Below are 23,447 nucleotides of genomic sequence, written 5' to 3' on the forward strand. Positions count from 1 at the left end.
CGCGGTACCGCTGCAGACAGCGAAGGCCGCAAGGACAATGATTCGCGATCGGCTGCCCGCCGACAGCGCGCCCGAGCGCGCACCCGATCAAGGACTCTCATGACTGACACACCCACGGGCGCGGTCGCGCCCGCCGACGAGATCGCACCCGAGCCGACCACCGCATCGGCTCCCGAGAAGGCCTTCGCCGACTTCCCCATCAACCCGCTCATCGCCCAGGCGCTCGCGGACAAGGGCATCCTCACGCCGTTCCCGATCCAGGCCATGACCCTGCCTGTCGCGCTGTCCGGCCACGACATCATCGGCCAGGCCAAGACGGGCACGGGCAAGACCCTCGGCTTCGGCGTGCCGCTGCTGCACCGCACCGTCTCCCCCGGCGAGGCGGGCTTCGACGAGCTCGACGAGCCCGGCAAGCCGCAGGCCCTCGTCGTGGCCCCCACCAGGGAGCTCGCCGTGCAGGTGGCCGGCGACCTCATCACGGCGTCCAAGAAGCGCTCCACGCGCATCGTCCAGATCTATGGCGGCCGTGCTTACGAGCCCCAGATCGAGGCGCTGCAGAAGGGCGCCGAGGTCGTCGTCGGCACCCCTGGCCGCATGATCGACCTGCTGAACCAGGGCCACCTCGACCTGCGCTACGTGCGCACCGTGGTCCTCGACGAGGCCGATGAGATGCTCGACCTGGGCTTCCTGCCCGACGTCGAGCGGCTCCTCGCCGCCACCCCGGCCTCGCGCCACACCATGCTGTTCTCGGCGACCATGCCGGGCCCGGTCGTCGCCCTCGCGCGTCGCTACATGACCCAGCCCACCCACATCCGCGCGGCCGACCCCGATGACGACGGTGCCACCGTCAAGGCCATCAAGCAGCTGGTCTACCGCGCCCACGCGCTCGACAAGGTCGAGGTCCTCGCCCGCCTGCTCCAGGCGCAGGGGCGCGGCCGCACGGTGGTGTTCGCCCGCACCAAGCGCACCGCCGCCAAGGTCTCCGACGAGCTGCGCGACCGCGGGTTCGCGGCCGGCGCCATCCACGGCGACCTGGGCCAGGGCGCCCGCGAGCAGGCGCTGCGCGCCTTCCGCAATTCGAAGATCGACGTGCTGGTCGCCACCGATGTCGCGGCCCGCGGCATCGACGTCGAGGACGTCACGCACGTCGTCAACTATCAGTGCCCCGAGGACGAGAAGACCTACCTGCACCGCATCGGCCGCACCGGCCGCGCCGGCAAGACCGGCACCGCCGTCACGTTCGTCGACTGGGACGACATCCCGCGCTGGAGCCTCATCGACAAGGCGCTCGACCTGGGCTACCCCGAACCCGTCGAGACCTACTCGACGTCGCCGCACCTGTTCGACGACCTCGACATCCCGGCCGGGACCAAGGGTCGCCTGCCCAAGTCCGAGCAGCACCTCGCCGGCCTCGAGGCCGAGAAGGTCGAGGACCTGGGCGAGACCGGCAAGAAGCACGGCGGCGACCGCGGCGGCCGCGACGGCGGACGCGGCGGACGCGGCGGACGCGACAACGGTCGTGGTGGACGTGGCGGACAGGGCGGACAGGGCGGCCGCGGCCGCTCGCGCGGTGGCCGCGGCGAGGGCGGCTCCCGCGAGCGCGGCGCCGATGCGGGTGCGGAGCGCCGCACCGAGTCCGGCTCAGGCGAGGGCGGGCAGCGCCGCTCGCGCAATCGCCGTCGTCGCCGCAGCGGCGGTCAGTCGGGCGGCGCGCAGGGGCAGCAGTCCCAGCCGCAGGCCTGACGCACGCATCTGAACGACAGACCCCGCCGACCACCGGTCGGCGGGGTCTGTCGTCGCAGGGCACGTCCGCGCATCGGCCGTGCCGAGGCTCCTAGCCTGAAGCGAGCCGCGCGCGCAGGCCCTCCCGTACCGCGGGCCACTCGTCCGCGACGATCGAGAACACGACCGTGTCGCGCAGGTGGCCGTCTGGCATGATCCTGTGCCGGCGCAGGATGCCGTCCTGTCGCGCGCCGAGCTTGGCGATCGCCGCGCGCGACTGGGCGTTGCGGCGATCGGTGCGCAGCTCGACGGCGATGCAGTCGAGCGCCTCGAAGGCGCGCTCGAGCAGCAGCAGCTTCGAGGCGGGGTTCACCGCCGTGCCATGCACCGCGCGCGCGAGCCACGTCCAGCCGATCTCGACGCGGCGGTTCGGCTCGTCGATGTTCACGTAGGTGGTCATGCCGACGGCGCGACCGGACTCTGCGTCGACCACGGCCCATGGCGCCATCGTGCCCTCGTCCTGCAGGCGCAGTCGGCGGTCGATCTCCGCGCCCACCGCCGCGGGCTCGGGAATCCACGTGTACGTGAGGCTCGAGAGGTCACCGGCGGCGATCGCGGCGGCGAGGTCGTCAGCGTGAGCATGCGACAGTGCCTCGAGCCGCACCCACGCGTTGTCGAGAGTCGGGGTGTCGGCGAAGGCCATGGCGAAAGTCTAGGGACGGCGCGGCGTGCGCAGCCGATGCGCCACGGCCTGGCCGCCCGATCGCGTCAGTGCCGCCGCGTCAGGACGGCCGGGCCGCCTTGAGCCGCTCGTACGACTCGGGGCTCGTGAGGTTCTCGCCCAGACGGTTGCGCTTGCCCGTGCCGTGATAGTCGCTCGCGCCCGTCCTCACGAGGTCCAGCCGGGCGGCGACGCGCGCCAGGCGGACCACCTGGCGCTCGTCGTGGTCGCGGTGGTCCACCTCGAGACCCACCAGGCCCGTCGCGGCCATCCCCTCGATCACTGACGTGGTCACGACCCTGCCCCGCGCATCGGCCCCGGGATGCGCGAACACCGTCACTCCTCCCGCCGCGCGCATGGTCCTGATGGCGTCCTTGACCTCCGGGGCGTAGTGCGGGACGTAGTAGCGCGAGCCTGGGACGAGGATGGAGTGGAAGGCCGCGTCGCGGGTGGGCACCACCCCCTGCGCGACGAGCACGTCCGCGATGTGCGGACGGCCCACGGTGGCGGCTGGCCCGGCGTGCTCGCTCACTGCCTCCCACGTCACGGGGTAGTCCTCGCCGATGCGCCGGACGATCTCCCGCGCGCGATGCACGCGCGCGTCGCGGGTGCGGGCGAGCATCAGCTCGACGCCAGCGTCGTCGGGACGGTGCCAGTAGCTGAGCAGGTGGATCGAGATCCCGCGGTGGCGGCAGGACACCTCGATGCCTGGCACGAACTCGAGGCCCTCCCGGGCAGCCGCATCCGCCGCCTCGTCCCATCCGTCCACGCTGTCGTGGTCGGTCAGCGCGACCACGTCGAGGCCGGCCTCCGCGGCCTCGCGCATCACCTGTGCGGGCGTCCCCGTGCCGTCGGAGACCCGCGAATGCGTGTGGAGGTCGATGCGCATCAGGTCAGGCTATTGCACGGTGGCGTGCGACCATGGTGCGGTGAACGACGAGCAGTCCGACAAGTCCAACAAGGCCCGCGCGCTGCGCCCCGACAACGACGAGTTCAAGGCGTGGATCGGCTCTCGGTGGGCCGAGCCGGACGACCTCGAGACCACGGCCATGGCCTCCGCGTCCTTCGCCGCCGAGCGACGGGCGCGCCTGTCCGAGCGCTTCCCCGGCAAGCGCATCGTCGTGCCAGCCGGCGACCTCAAGGTCCGCTCGAACGACACCGACTACCGCTTCTCCCCCGACCGCGACTTCGCCTACCTGACCGGCCTGGGAACCGACCGCGAGCCTGGCGCGGTGCTGGTGCTCGAGCCCGCAGCATCCGGCCACGAGGCCACGCTGTACCTGCAGCCGCCCGCAGGCAAGGACGACGACGGCTTCTACTCCGATCCGCGCTCGGGCGAGTTCTGGATCGGGAGGCGGCCGGGCCTCGAGGAGTTCGGGGCCATGACGGGCATCGCGACGAAGCCCCTGAGCGAGCTGCCCGGCGACATCCGCCTCGCCGCCCACCCTCATAAGCCCATCCGGCGCGCGCTGTCCGAGATGCGGCTCGTCAAGGACGAGTGGGAGGTGCAGCAGCTGCGCGACGCGGTGGACGCGACCATCGCCGGCTTCGAGCGCGTGGTGGGCGAGCTGCCCCGCGCGATCGCCCACAAGCGTGGCGAGCGCGTGGTCGAGGCGACCTTCGACGGCCACGCGCGCGAGGAGGGCAACGCGGTGGGCTACGAGACCATCGCCGCCTCCGGCGCTCACGCGACCACGCTGCACTGGATCACCAATCACGGCCAGGTGCGCGCCGGCGATCTGCTGCTGCTCGACGCCGGCGTCGAGGTGGAGAGCCTCTACACCGCGGACCTCACCCGCACGATGCCGGTCGACGGCACCTTCACCGACGTGCAGCGCCGGGTCTACGAGGTGGTGCTCGAGGCTGCCGATGCGGCCTTCGCGGTCGCGCGACCCGGGATGACGTTCCGCGACGTGCACGAGGCCGCGATGGAGGTCATCGAGACGAGGCTGCGCGAGTGGGGCATCGTGCCCGAAGCGAAGTCAGAGGAGTCGAAGCTCTTCCGCCGCTGGATGGTGCACTCGACCTCGCACCACCTCGGCCTCGACGTGCACGACTGCGCGCAGGCCAAGCGCGAGCTCTACATGGACGGCCCGCTGCAGCCAGGGATGGTCTTCACCATCGAGCCTGGCCTGTACTTCAAGGCGGACGACCTCGCGGTGCCCGAGGACCTCCGCGGCATCGGCATCCGCATCGAGGACGACGTGCTCGTCACCGAGGATGGCGTCGAGAATCTGTCGGCGGCGCTGCCGCGCGAGCCCGGTGCCGTCGAGGCCTGGATGGCGCGCCACCGCAAGGGCTGACGCCGTCGCGTCCAGGCACTCGCGCTCGCCGTGACTGCCTCATGATGCGCCCTGGCAGTCATCTCGTGCCGCCTGAAGACGCAGATGCGGCACTCAGCGACTGCCAGGACGCAGGGAACCCCGGGCATAGCCGCGAGCGCACGGGTGTTGCCTGGCCAGACCCCATGCACCCAGGAGATTCATGAGCACGACCCTGTCCGTCCTCGACCTCGCGCCCGTCGCTCCCGGCGAGCGACCCGCGACCGCCTACGCCCACAGCGTCGACCTCGCACGCGCCGCCGAGCAGGCCGGCTACGAGCGCGTCTGGTACGCCGAGCACCACAACATCGACCGCATCGCCTCGGCAGCGCCCGCGGTGCTCATCGCCCATGTCGCGGCGCATACCCAGTCCATTCGCCTGGGCGCGGGCGGGGTCATGCTGCCCAATCACTCGCCCCTGAGCATCGCCGAGCAGTTCGGCACCCTCGCGGAGCTCCATCCCGGTCGCATCGACCTGGGGCTCGGCCGCGCGCCCGGCGGCGACCGCGCCGTGTTCGCCGCGCTGCGCCGCGAGCCGCAGGATGCCGACCGCTTCCCGCAGGACGTGCTCGAGCTCCAGGGCTACCTCGGCGAGACCAGCCGGGTGCATGGCGTCGAGGCGACACCAGGCAAGGGCACCGAGGTGCCGCTGTACATCCTGGGCAGCTCGCTGTTCGGGGCGCAGCTCGCCGCTCAGCTGGGCCTGCCCTACGCGTTCGCCTCCCACTTCGCGCCCGCAGCGCTGCACGAGGCGACTCAGGTCTACCGCGACACCTTCCAGCCGTCGGACCAGCTCTCCGAGCCGTACCTCATGGTCGCGGCGAACGTCTTCGCCGCCGCAGACTCCGCCACCGCACGGGACCAGTTCGAGCGCTCGCGCCGGTGGCGCGTGCGGGGCATGCTCAAGCGCGGTCCGGCGATCCCTGAGTACTCGGACGAGGACATCGACGCGTTCCTCGCCTCTCCCCAGGGCGCACCGATGGCGGACATGATGCGGTGCACCGCAGTCGGCTCCGGCGCCGATGCGCGCGCCTGGCTCGAGGATTTCGCGGGCTCGGTCGGGGCTCAGGAGGTCATCACGGCACACGGTGCGCTCGACGCCGACGCGCGCGTGGAGTCGGTGCGGCTCACAGCGGCCGGGCAGTCTCGCTGACGTGCCGGCGACAGCCCGCGCGCACCGGGCGACCTAGAGCTCCGGAAAGCTGCTGCCCGGGTCGGGGATGATCGTCAGGCCGGCGCCGCGTGGGCTGCTGCCTGTGCGCCAGTCGGCCGCGAGGCACGGGCGCAGCGCCTCCCAGAGGAAGTGGCGCGCGCCCGGCACTCCTGAGTCCGCGAACCATGCCCGCGTGGTGAACGCCGCAAGATCGGCGAGCTGGATGATCTCGCGATCCCAGGTGCTCAGCTCGGAGTCGATCCACAGCGGCTTGTCGAGGATGAAGTCGAAGTTCGGGCGGTACTTGCCCTGCGACGCTCGAGCGCGCATCACCGTCCGCATCGCGCCCGTCTCGAAGAACTTCTCGTGCTCCGTCTGCTGGTCGGCGACGAACGCCGCACTCGCGCCGCCGTACACGTGCTCCATGGTCAGCGCCACGCTCTGGTACAGGGAGGCGTAGGCCACTCCGAGCGGGTCGGCGCCTGCGGTGCTCGCAAGCATGCTCTTGTCGACGATGACCGAGAACACGACGGGCCTGAACTTCGCGAACAGCCTCTCCACGCTGTGGAGCAGGAGATTGAAGCTCTGCCTCGAGTCGATCACGTCGTAGGCCGACGGGAGGTCGCCGGCAGGCCCGCCCTCGAGCCGTCGGTTCAGCTGCCAGAGGTAGCGGCCCTTGATCTCCGTCTCACCCCAGGGAGCGGTCGTCGCGAGCTCGCCGAACGCACGCCGCTTGATGGCGGCGAAGTCGGCGGCGACCGAGCTGCGTGCATCATCGGGGATCGCGGCGGCGGCCAGCGTGAAGGAGCTGGCCAGGCGCGAGCTCCCGGGCCTTGGCGCTGACGTGCCACCGCTCTCATCGACGTAGAACAGCAGCAATGGTCCACCTCCTCTCGACTCCGCTCACCCTAGCGGGGCCGGTGCGGATCCCGATCGTCAGACCCGGTGAGGATCAGGCCGCGCGCTCGGCGAGCACCTTGACGCCCAGCCGCATCTCCTCCGGCGAGAGGTAGAACGGCAGCCGGAAGTACTCGGCTCCCGCGCCTGGAACCACCTCGAACGCGGTGCCGGGGGCGACGGGCACGCCGGCGTCGGAGGCGCGGGCGGCGAACCGCTCGGCATTGCCGCCAGGGATGCGCACCCACAGGCACGGCCCGCCGTCAGGGGTGCGGAACTCCCAGTCCAACCCGTGCTCGACGATGGCGTCGACGGTCGCGGCGAGCGACTCACGCATCGCATCGAGGCGCCACGCCAGGGTCGCGTCGTAGTGCTCGGTGAGGAGGACGGTCGCCATCTGCTGGAAGAAGGCGGGGCTGCCCAGGTCCATGGCGGCCTTGCGATTGCGCAGCTGGGTGGCGAGCGTCGAGTTGGCGTGCAGCCAGCCGATGCGCATGCCGCCCCAGAACACCTTCGACAGCCCGCCGATGGTCACCACGGTGGCATCGCTGCCGAGGGCCGCCAGCGGCGTGGGCGGCGTCCCGGTGAGGGCGAGCTCGCCCGTGATCCTGTCGTCGATCACGGTGGTGCCGGCGGCCGCCGCGGCGGCGAGGAACTGCTCTGCCTCGTCCGTCCCGAGCACGGTCCCCGTGGGGTTCTGGAAGCTCGTGAGGTAGGCGACGTCCGGTCGCGCGGCCCGGATGAGCTTGATGGCCGCGGGCACGTCGAGCCCGTCGGGCGCCATGGGCAGCGCGAGGGGGCGCGAGCCTGCTGACGTGATCGCGTCGAACACCCCGGGATAGGCCACCGCCTCCATGGCGACGGGACAGGACGGCCCAGCGAGCGCGGTGACGGCGAGCCACAGCGCCTGCTGACCGCCAGCGGTGATGACGATCTCGTCGGGACGGGCAGCGATGCCGCGAGCGCGCAGGTGCTCGACGACGGCCCGCACCAGCTCGGGGTCGCCCAGGGCCGCGTAGCCGGTGGAGCCGGCGAGCGCGCCATCGAGGATCGCCCCTGGGCTGTGCAGCGCTTGCGTCACGATGGGGGCGGCGGGCGGACAGGCCGAGCTCAGTCCGACCAGGGGCGCGCGCGTGCCGGGCAGGATCTTCGCGAAGCGGTCCTGATAGGACATGCCCTCGAGTCCGCGAGCGCGGGCGCCGAGCGTGGGGGCGGCGCCCGGTCGCACCTCGAGCCACTCGTCGTCGCGCAGGCGCTGGTACGCGGCGGTGACGGTGTTGCGCGACAGGTGCAGGGCCTCGGCGAGCGCCCGCTCGGAAGGCAGCTTGGTGCCGTGGTCGAGCGAGCCGGCCTCCGCCAGCGAGACGATGGCGTCGGCGAGCTGCGAGTACAGCGGGCCGGTGCCCGACTGCCAGTGGTCGAGGACGTCGCGGAGCTGATCGGCGGTGGTGCGCATGGAGCCATCCCACTCCAAACTGGCACTCCCGAGCAAGAGCCAGTGGCGCATCGGCTGGCCCTATCTTCCTGAGGCCAGTCGGGAGCATGCTCGCCTCATGACCACCACACCCCTCGAGCGAGTCCACACCAACCCGGTGACGCGCGCACGCACCCGCGAGCGCATCGGCCTCATCACCGAGGCGGCCCGCAGGGCCGGCTCGTATGCGGCCAACTCCGCTCACCGGCCCGTGCACCCGAGCCCCGACGCCATCGCCGCGCTCGACGCCTTCCGCACTCCCCTGCCCGAGCGTGGCCGGGACGCTCGCGAGGTACTCGCGGAGCTCGACGCCTTCGGCTCGCCTGCGACCACCGTCGTCAACGACGGTCGCTACTTCGGCTACGTGGTCGGCGGAACCGAGCCAGCGTCACAGGCGGCCGGGATCCTCGCCGGGGCGTGGGACCAGAACGTCGGCGGTGGCTCACCCGTCGGCCAGGCCATCGACGCCGTCGCATGCGCCTGGGTGATCGAGGCGCTCGGGCTGCCCTCCACGGCCGTCGCCGCGTTCAACGGGGGAGCCACCGTCGCGAACCTCACCGGCATCATCGCCGGCCGCGACGCCCTCCTGGCGCGCGCCGGCTGGTCGGTCGCCGAGCGCGGCCTGCAGGGAGCTCCTCCCCTGCGGGTGGTCGTGGGCGAGGAGGTTCACGCCTCCGCGCTCAAGGCGCTGCGCCTCGCGGGGTTCGGCGCGAGCCAGATCGAGCGCGTGCCCACCGATGCCGAGGGAGCGATCAGGGCCGATGCGTTCCCTCGCGCCACCGACCACCTCACCCTGGTGCTGCTGCAGGCCGGCAACGTCAACACCGGGGCGTCGGACCCGTTCGAGGCCATCATCCCTGGCGTGCGCGAACGCGGCGGCTGGGTGCACGTCGACGGCGCCTTCGGGCTGTGGGCGGCCGCCTCGCCTGCGCTGGCTCACCAGGTGGCTGGCGTCGAGCTCGCGGACTCGTGGGCGACGGACGCCCACAAGTGGCTGTCGGTCCCCTACGACTCCGGAGTGGTGATCGTGCGCGACCCGCAGGACCTTCACCGCGCCATGTCGGGAGATGCGCCGTACATCACGTTCGCAGCAGACGCACCGATGAACAAGGGCATCCAGATCTCGCAGCGTGCCCGCGCGATCGAGACCTGGGCGATGCTGTCGGCCCACGGCCGCGAGGGGCTCGCCTCCCTGATCGAGCGCACGTGCGCGCACGCGAGCCGGTTCGCCGCAGCGCTCGCCGAGGCGGGCGCCGAGGTGCTCGCCCCGGTGCGGCTGAACCAGGTGCTGGTCGCCTTCGGCGACGAGGACACCACCCTCGCGACCATCGCGGCGCTCGAGGCTGACGGCACCTGCTGGGCCGGCACCACCGTGTGGAAGGGCAGGCGCGCCATGAGGATCTCCGTGTCCGATGCGGCGACCACCGCCGACGACGTGGACGCCTCGGTGGCGGCGATGCTGCGGTGCTGGGCCGGCGTGCGACGCTAGCGCGACGCCGTCTCGCCTCGCCTCCGTCGAGGTCTCGGGCGCGGGCGCGGCCTTCGCCGTCCACGACGGTGCCGCCAGTAGGCTGAGCGCATGAGCCAGCCAGTCGAGCGGGTGTACGTCGCGCGCCTCGCGGGCACCACCGTCTTCGACCCCATCGGCGACGCCGTGGGCCGCGTGCGCGATGTCGTGATCCTCATGCGCCGCGGAAGCGCGCCCGTCGCCGTCGGCCTCGTCGTCGAGGTCCCTGGACGCCGCCGCGTGTTCCTGCCGCTCACGCGGGTCACGTCGATCGCGCCCGGCCAGGTGATCTGCACGGGCGTGCTGAACCTGCGCCGATTCAAGGCGCGCGCCTCGGAGACGCTCGCCATCGCGGAGCTCCTCGAGCGCTCGGTCACCATCAAGGCGGGTCGCGAGCAGGCGTTCATCGAGGACCTCGCGATCGAGCCGATGCGCGGAGGCACCTGGGCCGTGTCGAAGCTGTACGTCCGCAAGGCCGAGCGCCGCAAGGGCGTGCTGGGCTTCTCCCGCCGCGGGGAGGCCGTGGTGGTCGGCCTCGACGACGTCACCGGCGTCATGAAGCGCGACGAGGTGCAGGGCGCGCAGCTCGTGATCCAACGCTTCGCGGACCACAAGCCCGCCGACCTCGCGGCCGCGCTGATGGAGATGTCCCCCGCGCGCTCCGCGGAGATCGCGGCGGCTCTCGATGACGAGCGCCTCGCGGACGTGCTCGAGGAGCTGCCCGAGGAGGATCAGCTGCGCCTGCTCGGCACGCTGCAGTCGGATCGCGCGGCCGACGTGCTCGAGGCGATGGACCCCGACGACGCCGCCGACCTGCTGGGCGACCTTCCCGATGCCCAGGCGGAGGCGCTGCTGCGGCTCATGGAGCCCGAGGACGCCGAGCAGGTGCGCCAGCTGCTGGGCTACGAGGATGACACGGCCGGCGGCCTGATGACCACCGAGCCCGTGATCGTGGGTCCGGAGGCGACCGTGGCCAGCTGCCTCGCGCTCGTGCGCAAGCAGGAGCTCCCTCCCGCCCTCGCGTCGATGGTCTTCGTGGTGCGGCCCCCGCTCGAGACGCCCACCGGTCGCTACATCGGACTGGTTCACATCCAGCGACTGCTGCGGGAGGCGCCGCACGAGTCCATCGGCAGCTACTGCGACTCCGCCATCGAGGCGCTCGCGCCCCACGACTCGCTCGCCGAGGTCTCGCGGCGCATGGCCGCGTACGACATCCTCGCCCTGCCCGTGATCGACGACGACCACCGCCTCCTGGGCGCGATCTCGATCGACGACGTGCTCGATCATCTGCTGCCCAGCGACTGGCGTGAGCACATGGACGATGAGGCGAGCGACGGAGCCGCGCCCGGGGTGGCCTCATGAGCGACCGCCTCGACCGCCCCAAGGCCGAGCAGCGCAGGCCGTGGCACCGCCGCCGCAAGGGATCCGACCGGTTCGGCGCGGTCTCGGAGGGGATCGCCCGGTTCCTCGGCACTCCCCGGTTCCTCGTCTACCTCACGGTGTTCGTCATCGTGTGGCTCATCTGGAACACCTGGGCGCCGGAGTCGCTGCGATTCGACTCCGCGTCGAATGGCTACACGGCGCTCACGCTCATGCTGTCGCTCCAGGCGTCCTACGCGGCGCCGCTGATCCTGCTCGCGCAGAACCGTCAGGACGACCGCGACAGGGTCTCCGCCGAGCAGGATCGTCAGCGCGCCGAGCGCTCGCTCGCGGACACGGAGTACCTGGCGCGCGAGGTCGCCGCGCTGCGTCAGGCCGTCGGAGAGACCGCCACGCGCGACTTCGTGCGCTCGGAGCTCAGGGCGCTCCTGGAGGAGCTGCAGCAGCTCGACGCCGAGGACGCCGCGCGCGACGCGCGGTGAGCCGCCCCCTCACACCCGCGCGCGCGAGCGCCGCTGGCGACTGAAGAGCGCGGTCGACACCACCGCGCCAGCCATGATGAGGCCCACTGCGATGACCGCGACCAGCGAGTCCAGCGACGGCGTCGCCAGCAGGTCCGCCGTCTGGACAAGCTCGTTTCTCATGAGACCGGCGACGTCCGAGGAGGGGTCGATCGCCATCAGCAGCGCCGCGCCGGCCGCGGAGGCGACGCCCCACACCAGCGTCCCCACCGCGCTCGCGGCGAAGGCCACCGACCACCGATCCCGACCCCCGCCGAGCCGCATGCCCGCCCCCGTCAGCACCCCGATGATGAGAGACGCGGCCAGCACCTCGTGTCCCGTCAGGATGAACAGAGCGACGTACAGGACGCCGCCGAGGAAGGCGAACAGCACCCCGACCACCATCGAGCGCACCTTCGGCCGACCGGACGAGGGAGTCGACGCGTCCGTCGACTCCTGCAGGGGGACGTGGATGCGGGGCGCATCGGCGTCGCCCGCGCGGAGCCACCCCTGCGGCCCGAGAATCCCGTTCGGGTCGTCGGACTCCGGGTAGAAGGTCCGGGATCGCATCGGGCCCCCTCGCGCTCGCCAGCCTGATGATGGGGTGCATCGTCCCATGCGCCCCTGCCCCGCACAAGGTTGCGACACGGTGGCTGTGACCGAGTTCACATCGCGCCGAACGGCGATCGACGAGCGGGTGAGGGGGACCGAGTCCCAGCGCCTACCATGGGTGGCATGCCTACCGTCGAGCAGCTCCGCGACGCCCTCAGCACCGTCATCGACCCCGAGATCCGCCGCCCGATCACCGAGATCGGCATGGTGCGATCCGTGGACGTCGACGGGTCCACGGCGACCATCGGCATCGACCTGACCACGGCCGGCTGCCCCATGAAGGAGCGCATCACGGACGACGTCAAGGGCGCGGCCGCCCGCGTCGCGGGGGTCGAGCAGGTGTCGATCGAGCTCGGCGTCATGGACGAGGAGCAACGGCTCGCGCTGCGCTCCAAGCTGCGCGGCGGAAAGCCGGAGCCCGTCATCCAGTTCACGCAGCCTGGCAATCTCACCAAGATCTACGCGATCGCGTCCGGCAAGGGCGGCGTCGGCAAGTCGACCGTGACCGCCAACCTCGCGGCGGCGATGGCCGCCGACGGGCTGAAGGTGGGCGTGCTCGACGCCGACATCTTCGGCTTCTCCATTCCCGGCATGCTCGGCGTGACGGGGCAGCCCACGCGCCTGGATGACATGCTGCTGCCGCCCATCGCCCACGAGGTCAAGGCCGTGTCGATCGGCATGTTCGTGCCCGAGGGCCAGCCCGTCGTGTGGCGCGGGCCCATGCTCCACCGCGCCATCGAGCAGTTCCTCGCTGACGTCTATTGGGGCGACCTCGACGTGCTGCTGCTGGACCTGCCGCCCGGCACCGGCGACATCGCCATCTCCGTGGCTCAGCTCCTTCCGCACGCCGAGCTCGTCGTCGTGACGACGCCTCAGGTCGCGGCGGCCGGGGTCGCCGAGCGCGCGGGCTCGATTGCAACGCAGACCTCGCAGAACGTCGTGGGCGTGATCGAGAACATGGCGTGGCTCGACCAGGCCGACGGCTCGCGCCTGCACCTGTTCGGCGAGGGCGGCGGACAGGTGGTCGCGGATCGCCTGTCGAAGACCCTCGGCACGAGCGTGCCGGTCCTGGGCCAGGTGCCCCTCGACATCACCGCCCGCGAGGCGGGCGACGCCGGCACCCCGGTCGTCATCAGCGACCCCGGCTCGGTCGCCGCCGAGTCGATGCGTGACATCGCCCGATCGCTGACGGCGCGCCAGCGCGGACTCGCGGGACGCTCCCTGGGCGTCACCCCCGTCAAGCGCTGACGCGCTGGCGCGTGGAGCGGGGTGTCACCGGCTCGACGCGGCGGGCTCGGCGCATGGTTTCGACCAATCAGTGCTGAGCGCGCAGTGCTGAACGATCAGTGCTCAGCGTTCACTGCGCGCGCCCCAGCCGACGATGATCGCGGCCGAGAGTCCCGCGAGCAGGCCTCCCGTCGACACCGGCGGCGTCGCGAGCGCCGCCAGCAGGGCGTCGTTGAATGACGGGCCTTCAGCGCCGATGAGCTCGAGCGCGGGGAGGTCCCCCGACACCAGCCCGGTGATGGACATGACATGCACGCCGATGACAGCGGCGATGAACGCCTCGGCCTGGCGGCGCAGTCCGCCCGCATCGCTCAGGTAGCGCATCGAGAAGCCCACCGCGGCTGCGAGCAACGCTCCCAGGATGATCATCGCGAGAACGCTGGGCTTGCCTGGAACCAACACCGACAGCAGGAGCGCCACGAGGATGGCGACCACCAGTCCGGCCGTCAGCGGTCCCACGGCATTGGCCCGGACGGAGTCGAGGAAGGACCGGTCCGTCCGCCGCGGAGCCGGTGCGCCGGCAGCATCGGCCGAGACCGCGCCCGGCGATGCGGCAGGGGCGGCATGAGCATGCTGGCCAGGGCTCGCATCGGAAGCCTCGGGTGCGGCCTCGGGTGCGGCCGCAGGTGCGGGCTCGGGGTCAGCGATGGGCGCCGTGGCGGCGGAGCCGTCGCCGGCGGCCTGGCTAGCCTTCGCCTGGCTCGCCTTCGGCTTGCGCGGCGCGGACGTGCGCGCTCCCGCCGCACCACGTGAGGCCTTGGCAGCGCTGGACGTGCGCGGCGCTCGCTTCTTGGCCGGCTTGGCCTCGTCGCTGCCGGAGCCGGCAGGCTCGGACGTGCCTTCTGACATGGGCAGACCTCCTCGTAGCGGTGCGTTCGGCCATGGTACGCCCGCCGGTCAGCCGACCGTGACGCACGGTCTCGTTCCTGGCACAATGACCGTTATGCGGAGTGACGAGCCCCTGGGCGAGCCACGATGGATCGACCCGTGGACTCGAGGGCAGGGCGAGACTCGCGTCCGCGCGCTTTTCGCGCGGACGTGGGGGGCTGAGCCCGCAGGGGTCTGGTCCGCACCTGGCCGCATCACGATCATCGGCGAGCACACCGACTACTCTGGTGGCCTGTCGCTGCCGACCGTGACGGCCCACAGGACCTATGTCGCCGCCCGCCGGCGCGACGATGACACGGTGCGCGTGCTGTCGGAGGGCGCCGACGCCTTCGACGGCCCGGGAGAGCGCTGGACGGGCACGCTCACGGACATCGGTCCAGACCAGGTGAGCGGCTGGCCCGCGTACGTCGCGGGCGTGCTGTGGGCCCTTCGCGAGCGCGGCTATGACGGCCCTGGCATGGATGTGGTGATCGCGTCCTGCCTTCCGACGGCGTCAGGACTGGCATCCTCCGGAGCCGTCGAGTGCGCGACGGCGCTCGCGGCGAACGCGCTGTGGGGCCTCGCGCTGGACTCCGACGACGGCCACGCCGAGCTCGCCGAGGCCTGCATCGACGGCGAGGAGGCCATCGCCCGTGCGCCCACCGGCGGTCTCGACCAGCACACGCAGCTGCGCTGCCGCGAGGGCGAGGCACTCGAGCTCGACTTCTCGGAGCGGCCGCCGCGTGCCACGCACAGGCCGCTGTACTTCCCCGACTACGGGCTCGGACTTCTCGTCACCGACGTGCGCACGCGTGATCGGGACCGCACTCCCGGCTACCGGCGCCGCCGCGACGAATGCGCTGCGGCGGCGTCGGCCTTGGGGGTCGAGCGGCTGCGCGATCTCGCGGGAGACCACAGGGCCCGGGCGCGGATCGAGGCGCTGGCGGACCCGGTGCTGCGGGCTCGCGCGCGCCACGTGGTCGCCGAGATCGAACGGGTCGAGGACGTGAGTGCCCAGCTGGCGGGGACGGGGCCGGCGCACGAGAGGTTCGTCGACATCGGCAAGCAGCTGTTCCGCTCGCATGCCTCTCTCGAGGTGGACTATCACGCCTCCACGCCCGAGCTCAACCTCGCCGTCGACACGGCGTTCCGCAACGGCGTCCTGGGCGCCCGCATGGTGGGGGCGGGCTTCGGCGGCTCGACCATCGCCCTGGTGCGCAGGGCCGATGCGGATGGCGTCGCTCGCTCGATCGATCACGCGTTCGTCGAGGAGGGCCTGGAGCGACCGCGCTTCCTGATGGTCTGACTAGAGCTGGTAGTCCACCACCAGCGGAGCGTGATCGGACCAGCGCGTGTCGTACGACGGCGCGCGATCCACGCGAACGTCGGTGACGGCGGCCGCGAGGGCGGGCGAGGTGAGCTGGTAGTCGATGCGCCAGCCGGCGTCGTTGTCGAAGGCCTTGCCGCGCTGCGACCACCACGTGTACGGGCCGGGCTGATCGCCGGCGTGGACGCGGTGCACGTCCACCCAGCCCGCCTCGATCCAGCGGTCGATGTAGGCGCGCTCCTCGGGCAGGAAGCCTGCGGACTTGAGGTTGCCCTTCCAGTTCTTGATGTCGTTGGTGGTGTGAGCGATGTTGATGTCGCCCATCACCACCACGCGCTCGTGCGCGTCCGCGAGGGCGCCCAGCCGGGCGGTCATCAGCTCGAGGAAGGCATACTTGTCGGCCATCGACTCAGGCTTCTCGACGCTGCCGGAGTGGACATAGACGGACACGACGCGCACGTCGCCGGCAGGTGACGGCACGGTGCCCTCGACCCAGCGGCCGGTGTGCGTCGCCGCCGTCGCCGCGTCTCCAAGCGCCTCGGCGCCGGCGTGCACGTCGGACAGCTCCGAGCGCGCCAGGATCGCGACGCCGTTGCGACCCTTCTGCTCGCTGATGTGGTCCGCGACATGCCAGGTCTGGCCCAGCTGGGCCACCAGCAGTTCCTCCGGCGCGCGCACCTCCTGGAGGCACACCACGTCAGCGCCCACCTCATCGAGCCAGGGCAGCATGCCCTTGCGCAGCGCAGCGCGCACCCCGTTGACGTTGACCGACACGACTCGCATCAGCGAATCCCCGCCTTCCTCTCGCTTGCCTCGACCACGTTCGCCAGCAGCATCGCCCTCGTCATCGGCCCGACTCCCCCAGGATTGGGCGAGAACCAGGAGGACCGTGCCACCGCATCGGCGCTGATGTCTCCGGCGACCTTCGACTTGCCCGTCTCCGGGTCCGTGACGCGTGACACGCCCACGTCGACGAGCACTGCGCCCTCCTTGACCATGTCCCCGGCGATGATGCCCGGCACGCCCGCGGCGGCGACGATGACGTCCGCCTCCCGCGTGTGGGAGGCCAGGTCAGCGGTGCCCGTGTGACACAACGAGACCGTCGCGTTGACATCCTTGCGGGTCAGCAGCAGACCGATGGACCGTCCCACCGTCGTGCCGCGGCCCACGACCACCACGTGCTTGCCCCGCAGCGAGACGCCGTGGCGTTCGATGAGCTCGATGATCCCCTTGGGCGTGCACGGCAGGCTCGAGGTCACCGGCTCCGAGGTGCGCAGCACGAGGCGACCGAGGTTGGTCGGGTGCAGGCCGTCGGCATCCTTGTCCGGGTCGATCAGCTCGAGCACCCGGTTGGTGTCGATGCCGGCTGGCAGCGGCAGCTGGACGATGAAGCCCGTGCATGCAGGGTCCTCGTTGAGGCGCACGACCGCGGCCTCGATCTCCTCCTGCGTCGCTGTCTCGGGCAGGTCCTCGCGGATCGACGCGATGCCCACCTCGGCGCAGTCCGCATGCTTGCCGTTGACGTACCAGGTCGAACCCGGGTCGGACCCGACCAGGAGCGTGCCGAGGCCGGGCACCACGCCTTGAGCCTCGAGCGCCGCCGCGCGCTCGGTGAGCTCCGCCTTGATGGTCGCCGCGGTGGCCTTGCCGTCCAGTCGCTGCGCGGTCATCGGCCGCCCCCTACTGCTGGAGTCCGTCGTACAGCGGGAAGTCGTCCGCAAGCCTCGCGACGCGCGCTCGCAGGCCGTCGACGTCCGCGTCCTTGCCGCCGATCAGCGCCTGTGCGATGACATCGGCGACCTCGGTGAACTCCTCGGCGCCGAAGCCCCGGCTCGCCAGTGCGGGCGTGCCGATGCGCAGACCGGACGTGACCATCGGCGGACGCGGGTCGAACGGCACCGCATTGCGGTTCACGGTGATGCCCACCTCGTGCAGCAGGTCCTCGGCATCCTGGCCCGTCAGCGGCGAGTGCCGCAGGTCGGCCAGCACCAGGTGGACATCAGTGCCGCCCGTGACGACGCTGACGCCCGCCTCGACCGCATCGGCCGCGGTGAGTCGCTCCGCGATGATGCGCGCGCCCTCGAGCACGCGCTCCTGGCGCTCCTTGAACTCGGGGGCCGCGGCGGCCTTGAGCGCGACCGCCTTCGCGGCGATCACGTGCATGAGCGGGCCGCCCTGCTGGCCCGGGAAGACCGCGGAGTTGAGCTTCTTCGCGTACTCGGTGTCGCGCGACAGGATCATGCCCGAGCGAGGGCCGCCGATGGTCTTGTGGATGGTGGTCGACACCACGTCCGAGTGCGGGACGGGGCTCGGGTGCAGGCCGGCGGCGACCAGGCCAGCGAAGTGCGCCATGTCGGTCCACAGCTTGGCCCCCACCTCATCCGCGATCGAGCGGAAGGCCTCGAAGTCGAGGTGGCGGGGGTAGGCGGACCAGCCCGCGATGATGACGTCGGGGCGCTCGGCGAGAGCCTGCTCGCGCACCTGATCCATCTCGATGCGGTGGGTGACCTCGTCGAGGCCATACGCGGCGACCTCGTAGAGCTTGCCCGAGAAGTTGAGCTTCATGCCGTGAGTGAGGTGGCCGCCGTGGGCGAGCGACAGTCCCATGATCTTGTCGCCGGCGTTGATGAGCGCGTGGAGCACCGCCGCGTTCGCGGTCGCGCCCGAGTGCGGCTGGACGTTGGCGTACTCGGCGCCGAAGAGGCTCTTGGCGCGCTCGATCGCGATGGTCTCCGCGACGTCGACCTCCTCGCAGCCGCCGTAGTAGCGGCGGCCGGGGTAGCCCTCGGCGTACTTGTTGGTGAGCACGGAGCCCTGGGCCTGCAGGACGGCGCGCGGGACGAAGTTCTCGGACGCGATCATCTCGAGGTAGGTGCGCTGGCGGCCCAGCTCGCGGTCGAGGACCTGGGCGATCTCGGGATCGAAGTCCTGCAGCGTCGCGTTCATGACGTCTGCGGTGGCGCTGGAGTCGGTGGTCATCACTGTCCTTGTCTGTCCTGGGCGGCGGGGCCGCCGGGTGTCCGGTGACCTTGGCCCAGGCGTACGACCAACAGTCTCTTCAGAGGTGCCGCTCCCTCGTGGTGTCCCACTGCGCCAGTCGCGACGCGCGTCAGTCTAGCAATGCGCGCGGCTCGCGTCAGGCCCGCTGCCCCAAGCGCTCGCGCCACCACCGCAGGTCCATCAGCGGACGCGTCGCGGCGACCACGCGCGGCCGCGACGCGAGCCACGCGAACGTGATCGACCCGACGATCAGCGCGGGCAGCAGCACGGCTTCTGACCAGCCCTCCGGGAACCCGCGCTCGTGGCTCGGCATCAGCACCAAGGGGTGCAGGAGGTACACGGACAGGGTCGCCGCGCCCACGCTTGCGAGGCGGCCAGAGACCGGTCCGCTGAAGGCCATCAACGCCACTGTCAGCAGCCCGCCCACGGCGAGCACGCCTGCACGTTGGGCGATGCCTGCGGCGTCGATCACGCCGAGGTCACCGTAGCTGGAGCTCAGGAACAGCGCCGAGCGGTCCACATCGGCGTGAGAGCTCCACGACCATGCGAAGGCCACGACGAAGGACAGAGCAGCCGCTGCCCGCATGCCTGGCGTCCTCACCCGATCCCACCACTCGTCCTGCCACAGCAGTCCGGCGGCGAAGAACGGCAGGAACCCGATGATGCGCGACAGGCTCAGCTCCTCCCCGATCACGTCGACCGTGCCTGCCAGCAGCGCGGCGCACGCCGCAAGGGTGACGGCGGCAGGGATCCGCGAGATCCAGGGCGCGCCGAGGCGCCAGACGAACAACGCGACCAGGTACCACAGCGTCCATGCCGGGGTGAGCGGGCTGATGCCGGTCGGGTCAGGCGAGACGATGCTCGCGAGCGCGAAGTGCAGCAGCTCGAAGACGACGAAGGGGAACAGCAGGCGCTCGGCGAGAGCCCGCGCACTGGTCGTCGAGGCCCACCTGGTCAGGTAGCCGGACAGGAACACGAAGGCGGGCATGTGGAACAGGAAGATCCACTGCAGCAGCGCCTCAGACATGCGTCCCTCGAGCGGTTCGATGGCGTGGCCGATGACCACGAGGATGATGAGCACCCCCGCCATCGTGTCCAACGACAGGTCGCGCGCGCCGGGCTTGACCGCCTCTGCATCGGCCGTCGTCACCTCTTCGGTGGACTCCTCGGCATCCATGACTGCGCCGCGACGGTCGTCGTCCGGTCGCGCCACGCCCACCTCCGGCTCAGCGCCGGGACGAGCGCTGCGAGACGAGGCATGGCGGACCGAGGCATGGCGAGGCGAGGCTGACGTGACCACGACAGGGACAACGCCCGCGTTTCTGAGAGCTGCTCAGAAATCGAGGGCTGCTGCGGGTCGTCGGGATGTCCCGCTCAGGCAGTGCGGGTCAGTTGTCCCCGCGCACGGCATTGTCGGCCTCGTCGTCGACGATGGCGCCTGACTCGAGGACCTTGCGCAGGTAGGCGTATGTCAGATCGCCGGCAGCCTGGTCGAACTGATGCTCGTAACCGGCCTTGTTGTACAGCGCGATGTTGTGCTTCGAGTCCTGGCCCGTGAACACCCAGACCTCACGCGTGGTCTCCGGGAGGTGTCCGAGAACCGCGAAGAGCAGCTGCGTGCCGATCCCCCTGCCCTGCTTGTCGGGCGTCACGGCCAGTCGGCCGATGGTCGCCTTGTCGCCCTCCAGACCCACGCGGATCGAGCCGATGAGGCGGTGGCCCTCCCACGCGCCCAGCGTCACGACGTCATCGGACTCGAGGTCGACCTCGAGCTCCTCGAGCGTCTGCGTGAGCGCGGGGATGTTGGGGTCGTTGTACAGCTGAGCCTCCACGACGAACGCGGCGCGCCGCACCGTCAACAGCTCGCCGGCATCCGCCGTGCTCACGACATCGATGCGCACCTGGCCCTCGTCCATGGTGACCATCTTGCCACCGTCCGGACCCCTCGCCGCGCGACGTGCCGTGGCGAGCCGCGGCTAGGATGCGGGGCATGCCCAGCGTCGCCGAACCCGCCTGGATTCTCAGCCTGTCCTGCCCCGACCGACCTGGGATCGTGCACGCCGTCTCCGGCATGCTCGCCCAGCACGAGGGCAACATCACGGAGAGCCAGCAGTTCGGCGACCCCGACACCGGGCTGTTCTTCATGCGCGTCGAGTTCGCGAGCAGCGCGACTCGCGACGAGTTGGCCGCCGCCGTCGACGAGCTCGCGGGTGGCTTCGACATGACATGGAAGCTCGACGTCGCGGGTCGCCGCATGCGCACCATCGTGATGGTGTCGAAGGCCGCTCACTGCGTGAACGACCTGCTGTTCCGCGAGCGTGCGGGAACGCTGCCCATCGACATCGCCGCGGTCGTGGGCAACCACCCCACTCTCGCCAAGCTCGCGGAGTTCTACGGCAAGCCGTTCCATCACGTCCCGGTGACCGCGGACACGAAGCCCGAGGCTGAGGCGCGCCTGCTGACGCTCGTCGACGAGCTCGATGTCGAGCTCGTCGTGCTCGCCCGGTACATGCAGATCCTCTCCCCCGAGCTGTCGCGCTCGCTCCACGGCAAGGCGATCAACATCCACCACTCGTTCCTGCCCAGCTTCAAGGGCGCGCGACCGTACTTCCAGGCGCACGATCGCGGCGTGAAGCTCATCGGGGCCACCGCGCACTACGTGACGGCCGACCTCGACGAGGGGCCCATCATCGAGCAGGACGTGGACCGCGTCGACCACACGGCCACTCCCGAGACCCTGACGGCGCTGGGCGCGGATGTGGAGCGGCGCGCACTCGCCCGCGCGGTGCGGTGGCACGCGGAGCACCGAGTGCTGCTCGACGGGCACCGCACCATCGTGTTCAGCTAGACGGCGCTCCCTCATCCGGGAGCAGCGGGATCGACAGCGCATGCGCTCAGAGAAGCGTGAAGTGGCCGTCGGGTGGCGGCTGGTCGAGCCATGCGGGGGTTGCGGCGGGCTGAGGGCGCTTGCGACGTCGAGGCGACTGCTTGCGCTGTGACCGGTGCTCGGGTCGTGGCACGGCATTCGCAAGGGGCGCGTTGCGGTGCCCGGCCTCGCCGGGCGGTCTGGCTGCGAGTTCGAGCTCTCGTTGTTCTCGTGCGGTGATGCCGAACTTCGCTGTGCCGCCCAGTTGCCACGGCCGTTTCGGGTCCACCGACCCTGGCGGTCGGAAGTACACGTCGGTGGCGGTGGCGTCGATGTCCCAGCCGCCGGCATGAACCGTGTGGTGGCAGGCGACGCACAGCAGGACACCGTTGTCGAGATCGGTGCGGCCGCCATGGGACCACCAGTCGATGTGGTGGGCTTCGCAGTGGCTCACGGGTGCGCCGCACATCGCGCAGCCCCCATCACGGTGCACGAGGGCGGCCCGCTGAGCCGGGGTGAACAGCCGCTGCTCACGTCCGACGTCCAGCGGCTGAGAGTCGCCGCCGAGGACGACGGGCAGGAAGCCGGCGTCAACGGCAAGGCGTCGCAGCTGCGAGATCGGCATGGCGGCACCGTCGATGTCGGCCACGCCCGCGCCGGCACGCAAAGCGTCCAGGTCGATGCGGATCTCCACTCGGGTGGTGGCATGCGCGAGGGGTGCCTGGTCGCAGCCGAGCATGTGGGTCGCGAACGACGCCAGCGCGTCGGCGCGGATCTGGCCGGTGGTGCGCTTGTCCTCAGCGAGCGCATCACCGTCGCGGCGCCGGCGCAGCGCATCCTTGACCGCACCTTCCAATGCGGCACGGATGGGCGCGGCCGACACGGGATCGAGCACGCCCTTGACCTCGATGGCGCCGTCCTTGCGGTCGGACAGGATCAGATACCGGCTGTCATGCAGGTGTTCCTGGCGCCGCTCAGCGGCAGCGGCTTGGAGCTGATGCTGGAAGCGCCGCACGATCGGCGCAAGCTGCTCGAGGGACAGTCCCGGGGTCTTGGCGACGATGCGCTCCTCAGCAATGCGAACCTGTTCGGGCGAGGCATCATCACCCACCGCGTCGAGCATCGTCGTGATCATCGACGCCGCCGCGGCCGACAGGTCGCCCGCGCTGACCGCGCCAGCCACCACCGGATACACGGGTGTGTCTGGCTCCGGCACCGGCAGCCCCGCCTGCTCAGCCTCCGCAGCCCGGCGTTCATGCTCGGCGGCCTCACCCAGCGTCGCACCGGTGCGGATGAGATCGTGCGCCTCGCGGCGCGACCCGCCCGTGATCCCTGCCAGGAACCGCTCGGGGGTGGTGTGCCCGTTCTTGCGCGCCAGCCCCTTGGCGCCGAACTCTGGCGCGGAACGCCGGCCGATCTCCGCGGCAGCGGTGGCGACCATCAGGTCCCACTCCTTGCGTGCAGCGGCGGTCGCGTGCTGGACTTCGAGCAGCGCCCCCTCGGACAGGTCCCGGACCGTGGCCGCACAGATCAACTCCTTGGCCTTCGCGCGCGCCACCCGGTCAGCCTCAAGCGCTTGCGCAAGCTCGGCGGGGACCTCCGTGAAGGAGGACTCAGCAGGGGCCGTGGACGTCATGAACCCAGTCAAACACCACCCCCTGACACGACAAACAAGCCAGGTACCAGGCTGGGGAGAACACCAACCCGACACGACCCTGGGGATGCCAGCACGCGCATCGGCGCACGGCACGAGCGATGCCCTTTGCATCGCGCTCGGCGAGCGAGAGCCCGACCCCGGCAGAGCGGCGGACGC

Annotated in this window: 21 protein-coding genes; 9 read left to right on the forward strand and 12 right to left on the reverse strand. The window is 71.3% G+C overall.

What is annotated here, in order from left to right; genetic code table 11:
• The first annotated feature begins 99 nt into the window (after positions 1-99).
• Entirely contained in the window at positions 100-1,743 is a 1,644-nt protein-coding gene (locus B7K22_RS03200) for a DEAD/DEAH box helicase (protein ID WP_084038315.1), read from the forward strand.
• A gap of 91 nt (positions 1,744-1,834) precedes the next feature.
• On the opposite strand, the gene B7K22_RS03205 is transcribed toward B7K22_RS03200, so the two are convergent.
• Both B7K22_RS03205 and B7K22_RS03210 read right to left on the reverse strand, forming a co-directional pair.
• Positions 1,835-2,425, reverse strand: coding sequence for a GNAT family N-acetyltransferase (locus tag B7K22_RS03205; RefSeq protein WP_084038316.1), 591 nt, complete (start codon positions 2,423-2,425; stop codon positions 1,835-1,837).
• Between the two features lie 79 nt (positions 2,426-2,504).
• On the reverse strand, positions 2,505-3,332 hold the full coding sequence (locus B7K22_RS03210) for a PHP domain-containing protein (RefSeq protein WP_084038317.1): 828 nt from the start codon (positions 3,330-3,332) through the stop codon (positions 2,505-2,507).
• Here B7K22_RS03210 and B7K22_RS03215 point away from each other — a divergent pair.
• Together B7K22_RS03215 and B7K22_RS03220 are read left to right on the forward strand one after the other, a co-directional pair.
• Positions 3,325-4,746, forward strand: coding sequence for an aminopeptidase P family protein (locus B7K22_RS03215; RefSeq protein WP_084038318.1), 1,422 nt, complete (start codon positions 3,325-3,327; stop codon positions 4,744-4,746). The genes B7K22_RS03210 and B7K22_RS03215 overlap by 8 nt on opposite strands.
• Positions 4,747-4,927: 181 nt before the next feature.
• Complete coding sequence (locus B7K22_RS03220; protein ID WP_084038319.1) at positions 4,928-5,917, forward strand: LLM class flavin-dependent oxidoreductase; 990 nt, start codon at positions 4,928-4,930, stop codon at positions 5,915-5,917.
• A 33-nt stretch (positions 5,918-5,950) separates the two neighbouring features.
• Here the strand turns inward: B7K22_RS03220 and B7K22_RS03225 are convergent, their stop codons facing one another.
• Both B7K22_RS03225 and B7K22_RS03230 read right to left on the reverse strand, forming a co-directional pair.
• Complete coding sequence (locus B7K22_RS03225) at positions 5,951-6,796, reverse strand: DUF3800 domain-containing protein (RefSeq protein ID WP_084038320.1); 846 nt, start codon at positions 6,794-6,796, stop codon at positions 5,951-5,953.
• A gap of 73 nt (positions 6,797-6,869) precedes the next feature.
• Positions 6,870-8,270, reverse strand: coding sequence for a PLP-dependent aminotransferase family protein (locus tag B7K22_RS03230; protein ID WP_159448737.1), 1,401 nt, complete (start codon positions 8,268-8,270; stop codon positions 6,870-6,872).
• A gap of 97 nt (positions 8,271-8,367) precedes the next feature.
• Here B7K22_RS03230 and B7K22_RS03235 point away from each other — a divergent pair, with 97 nt between their 5' ends.
• The 3 genes from B7K22_RS03235 (at position 8,368) to B7K22_RS03245 (ending at position 11,657) form a co-directional block, all read left to right on the forward strand.
• Entirely contained in the window at positions 8,368-9,777 is a 1,410-nt protein-coding gene (locus B7K22_RS03235; RefSeq protein WP_084038322.1) for an aminotransferase class V-fold PLP-dependent enzyme, read from the forward strand.
• Positions 9,778-9,867: 90 nt separating this feature from the next.
• Positions 9,868-11,157, forward strand: a complete 1,290-nt coding sequence (locus B7K22_RS03240) for a magnesium transporter MgtE N-terminal domain-containing protein (RefSeq protein WP_084038323.1) — start codon at positions 9,868-9,870, stop codon at positions 11,155-11,157.
• Positions 11,154-11,657: a DUF1003 domain-containing protein gene (locus B7K22_RS03245; protein WP_084038324.1), complete on the forward strand. Its 504-nt coding sequence runs from the start codon at positions 11,154-11,156 to the stop codon at positions 11,655-11,657. Before B7K22_RS03240 ends, B7K22_RS03245 begins: the two co-directional genes overlap by 4 nt.
• 9 nt (positions 11,658-11,666) lie before the next feature.
• Here B7K22_RS03245 and B7K22_RS03250 read toward each other — a convergent pair whose 3' ends face one another.
• Positions 11,667-12,245: a hypothetical protein gene (locus B7K22_RS03250; RefSeq protein WP_084038325.1), complete on the reverse strand. Its 579-nt coding sequence runs from the start codon at positions 12,243-12,245 to the stop codon at positions 11,667-11,669.
• A 165-nt stretch (positions 12,246-12,410) separates the two neighbouring features.
• Between B7K22_RS03250 and B7K22_RS03255 the strand changes: the two genes are divergently transcribed.
• A complete protein-coding gene (locus B7K22_RS03255) occupies positions 12,411-13,535 on the forward strand; it encodes an Mrp/NBP35 family ATP-binding protein (RefSeq protein WP_084039716.1) in 1,125 nt (374 codons plus the stop codon).
• A gap of 102 nt (positions 13,536-13,637) precedes the next feature.
• Here the strand turns inward: B7K22_RS03255 and B7K22_RS03260 are convergent, their stop codons facing one another.
• Positions 13,638-14,423, reverse strand: coding sequence for a hypothetical protein (locus tag B7K22_RS03260; protein ID WP_084038326.1), 786 nt, complete (start codon positions 14,421-14,423; stop codon positions 13,638-13,640).
• A gap of 94 nt (positions 14,424-14,517) precedes the next feature.
• Between B7K22_RS03260 and B7K22_RS03265 the strand changes: the two genes are divergently transcribed.
• Entirely contained in the window at positions 14,518-15,747 is a 1,230-nt protein-coding gene (locus tag B7K22_RS03265) for a galactokinase family protein (protein WP_234983295.1), read from the forward strand.
• Here the strand turns inward: B7K22_RS03265 and B7K22_RS03270 are convergent, their stop codons facing one another.
• The 5 genes from B7K22_RS03270 to B7K22_RS03290 form a co-directional block, all read right to left on the reverse strand.
• Positions 15,748-16,551: an exodeoxyribonuclease III gene (locus B7K22_RS03270; protein ID WP_084038328.1), complete on the reverse strand. Its 804-nt coding sequence runs from the start codon at positions 16,549-16,551 to the stop codon at positions 15,748-15,750.
• A complete protein-coding gene (locus tag B7K22_RS03275; protein WP_084038329.1) occupies positions 16,551-17,438 on the reverse strand; it encodes a bifunctional methylenetetrahydrofolate dehydrogenase/methenyltetrahydrofolate cyclohydrolase in 888 nt (295 codons plus the stop codon). The genes B7K22_RS03270 and B7K22_RS03275 overlap by 1 nt, the downstream gene beginning before the upstream one ends.
• A gap of 10 nt (positions 17,439-17,448) precedes the next feature.
• A complete protein-coding gene (glyA, locus tag B7K22_RS03280) occupies positions 17,449-18,747 on the reverse strand; it encodes a serine hydroxymethyltransferase (RefSeq protein WP_084038330.1) in 1,299 nt (432 codons plus the stop codon).
• A gap of 157 nt (positions 18,748-18,904) precedes the next feature.
• Positions 18,905-19,981, reverse strand: a complete 1,077-nt coding sequence (locus B7K22_RS03285; RefSeq protein ID WP_084038331.1) for an acyltransferase family protein — start codon at positions 19,979-19,981, stop codon at positions 18,905-18,907.
• Between the two features lie 175 nt (positions 19,982-20,156).
• A complete protein-coding gene (locus B7K22_RS03290; RefSeq protein WP_371327647.1) occupies positions 20,157-20,693 on the reverse strand; it encodes a GNAT family N-acetyltransferase in 537 nt (178 codons plus the stop codon).
• Between the two features lie 65 nt (positions 20,694-20,758).
• Between B7K22_RS03290 and purU the strand changes: the two genes are divergently transcribed.
• Positions 20,759-21,616 carry a formyltetrahydrofolate deformylase gene (purU, locus tag B7K22_RS03295; RefSeq protein WP_234983296.1) on the forward strand — a complete coding sequence of 286 codons (858 nt, stop codon included), beginning with the start codon at positions 20,759-20,761 and terminating at the stop codon, positions 21,614-21,616.
• A 46-nt stretch (positions 21,617-21,662) separates the two neighbouring features.
• Here purU and B7K22_RS03300 read toward each other — a convergent pair whose 3' ends face one another.
• Positions 21,663-23,384, reverse strand: a complete 1,722-nt coding sequence (locus tag B7K22_RS03300; RefSeq protein ID WP_159448738.1) for a DUF222 domain-containing protein — start codon at positions 23,382-23,384, stop codon at positions 21,663-21,665.
• Positions 23,385-23,447 lie beyond the last annotated feature (63 nt).

Origin of the sequence: Demequina sp. NBRC 110053 (assembly GCF_002090095.1) — a bacterium.
Lineage (GTDB): Bacteria > Actinomycetota > Actinomycetes > Actinomycetales > Demequinaceae > Demequina.

Excerpts from the sequence above, each read along its gene's own strand:
- B7K22_RS03255 (WP_084039716.1), top strand. The coding sequence starts at position 12,411 with ATGCCTACCGTCGAGCAGCTCCGCGACGCCCTCAGCACCGTCATCGAC.
- B7K22_RS03215 (WP_084038318.1), top strand. The coding sequence starts at position 3,325 with ATGCGCATCAGGTCAGGCTATTGCACGGTGGCGTGCGACCATGGTGCG.
- B7K22_RS03205 (WP_084038316.1), bottom strand. The coding sequence starts at position 2,425 with ATGGCCTTCGCCGACACCCCGACTCTCGACAACGCGTGGGTGCGGCTC.
- B7K22_RS03220 (WP_084038319.1), top strand. The coding sequence starts at position 4,928 with ATGAGCACGACCCTGTCCGTCCTCGACCTCGCGCCCGTCGCTCCCGGC.
- B7K22_RS03270 (WP_084038328.1), bottom strand. The coding sequence starts at position 16,551 with ATGCGAGTCGTGTCGGTCAACGTCAACGGGGTGCGCGCTGCGCTGCGC.
- B7K22_RS03265 (WP_234983295.1), top strand. The coding sequence starts at position 14,518 with ATGCGGAGTGACGAGCCCCTGGGCGAGCCACGATGGATCGACCCGTGG.
- B7K22_RS03230 (WP_159448737.1), bottom strand. The coding sequence starts at position 8,270 with ATGCGCACCACCGCCGATCAGCTCCGCGACGTCCTCGACCACTGGCAG.
- B7K22_RS03240 (WP_084038323.1), top strand. The coding sequence starts at position 9,868 with ATGAGCCAGCCAGTCGAGCGGGTGTACGTCGCGCGCCTCGCGGGCACC.
- B7K22_RS03245 (WP_084038324.1), top strand. The coding sequence starts at position 11,154 with ATGAGCGACCGCCTCGACCGCCCCAAGGCCGAGCAGCGCAGGCCGTGG.
- B7K22_RS03260 (WP_084038326.1), bottom strand. The coding sequence starts at position 14,423 with ATGTCAGAAGGCACGTCCGAGCCTGCCGGCTCCGGCAGCGACGAGGCC.
- glyA (WP_084038330.1), bottom strand. The coding sequence starts at position 18,747 with ATGACCACCGACTCCAGCGCCACCGCAGACGTCATGAACGCGACGCTG.
- B7K22_RS03250 (WP_084038325.1), bottom strand. The coding sequence starts at position 12,245 with ATGCGATCCCGGACCTTCTACCCGGAGTCCGACGACCCGAACGGGATT.
- purU (WP_234983296.1), top strand. The coding sequence starts at position 20,759 with ATGCCCAGCGTCGCCGAACCCGCCTGGATTCTCAGCCTGTCCTGCCCC.
- B7K22_RS03235 (WP_084038322.1), top strand. The coding sequence starts at position 8,368 with ATGACCACCACACCCCTCGAGCGAGTCCACACCAACCCGGTGACGCGC.
- B7K22_RS03210 (WP_084038317.1), bottom strand. The coding sequence starts at position 3,332 with ATGCGCATCGACCTCCACACGCATTCGCGGGTCTCCGACGGCACGGGG.
- B7K22_RS03290 (WP_371327647.1), bottom strand. The coding sequence starts at position 20,693 with ATGGTCACCATGGACGAGGGCCAGGTGCGCATCGATGTCGTGAGCACG.
- B7K22_RS03200 (WP_084038315.1), top strand. The coding sequence starts at position 100 with ATGACTGACACACCCACGGGCGCGGTCGCGCCCGCCGACGAGATCGCA.
- B7K22_RS03275 (WP_084038329.1), bottom strand. The coding sequence starts at position 17,438 with ATGACCGCGCAGCGACTGGACGGCAAGGCCACCGCGGCGACCATCAAG.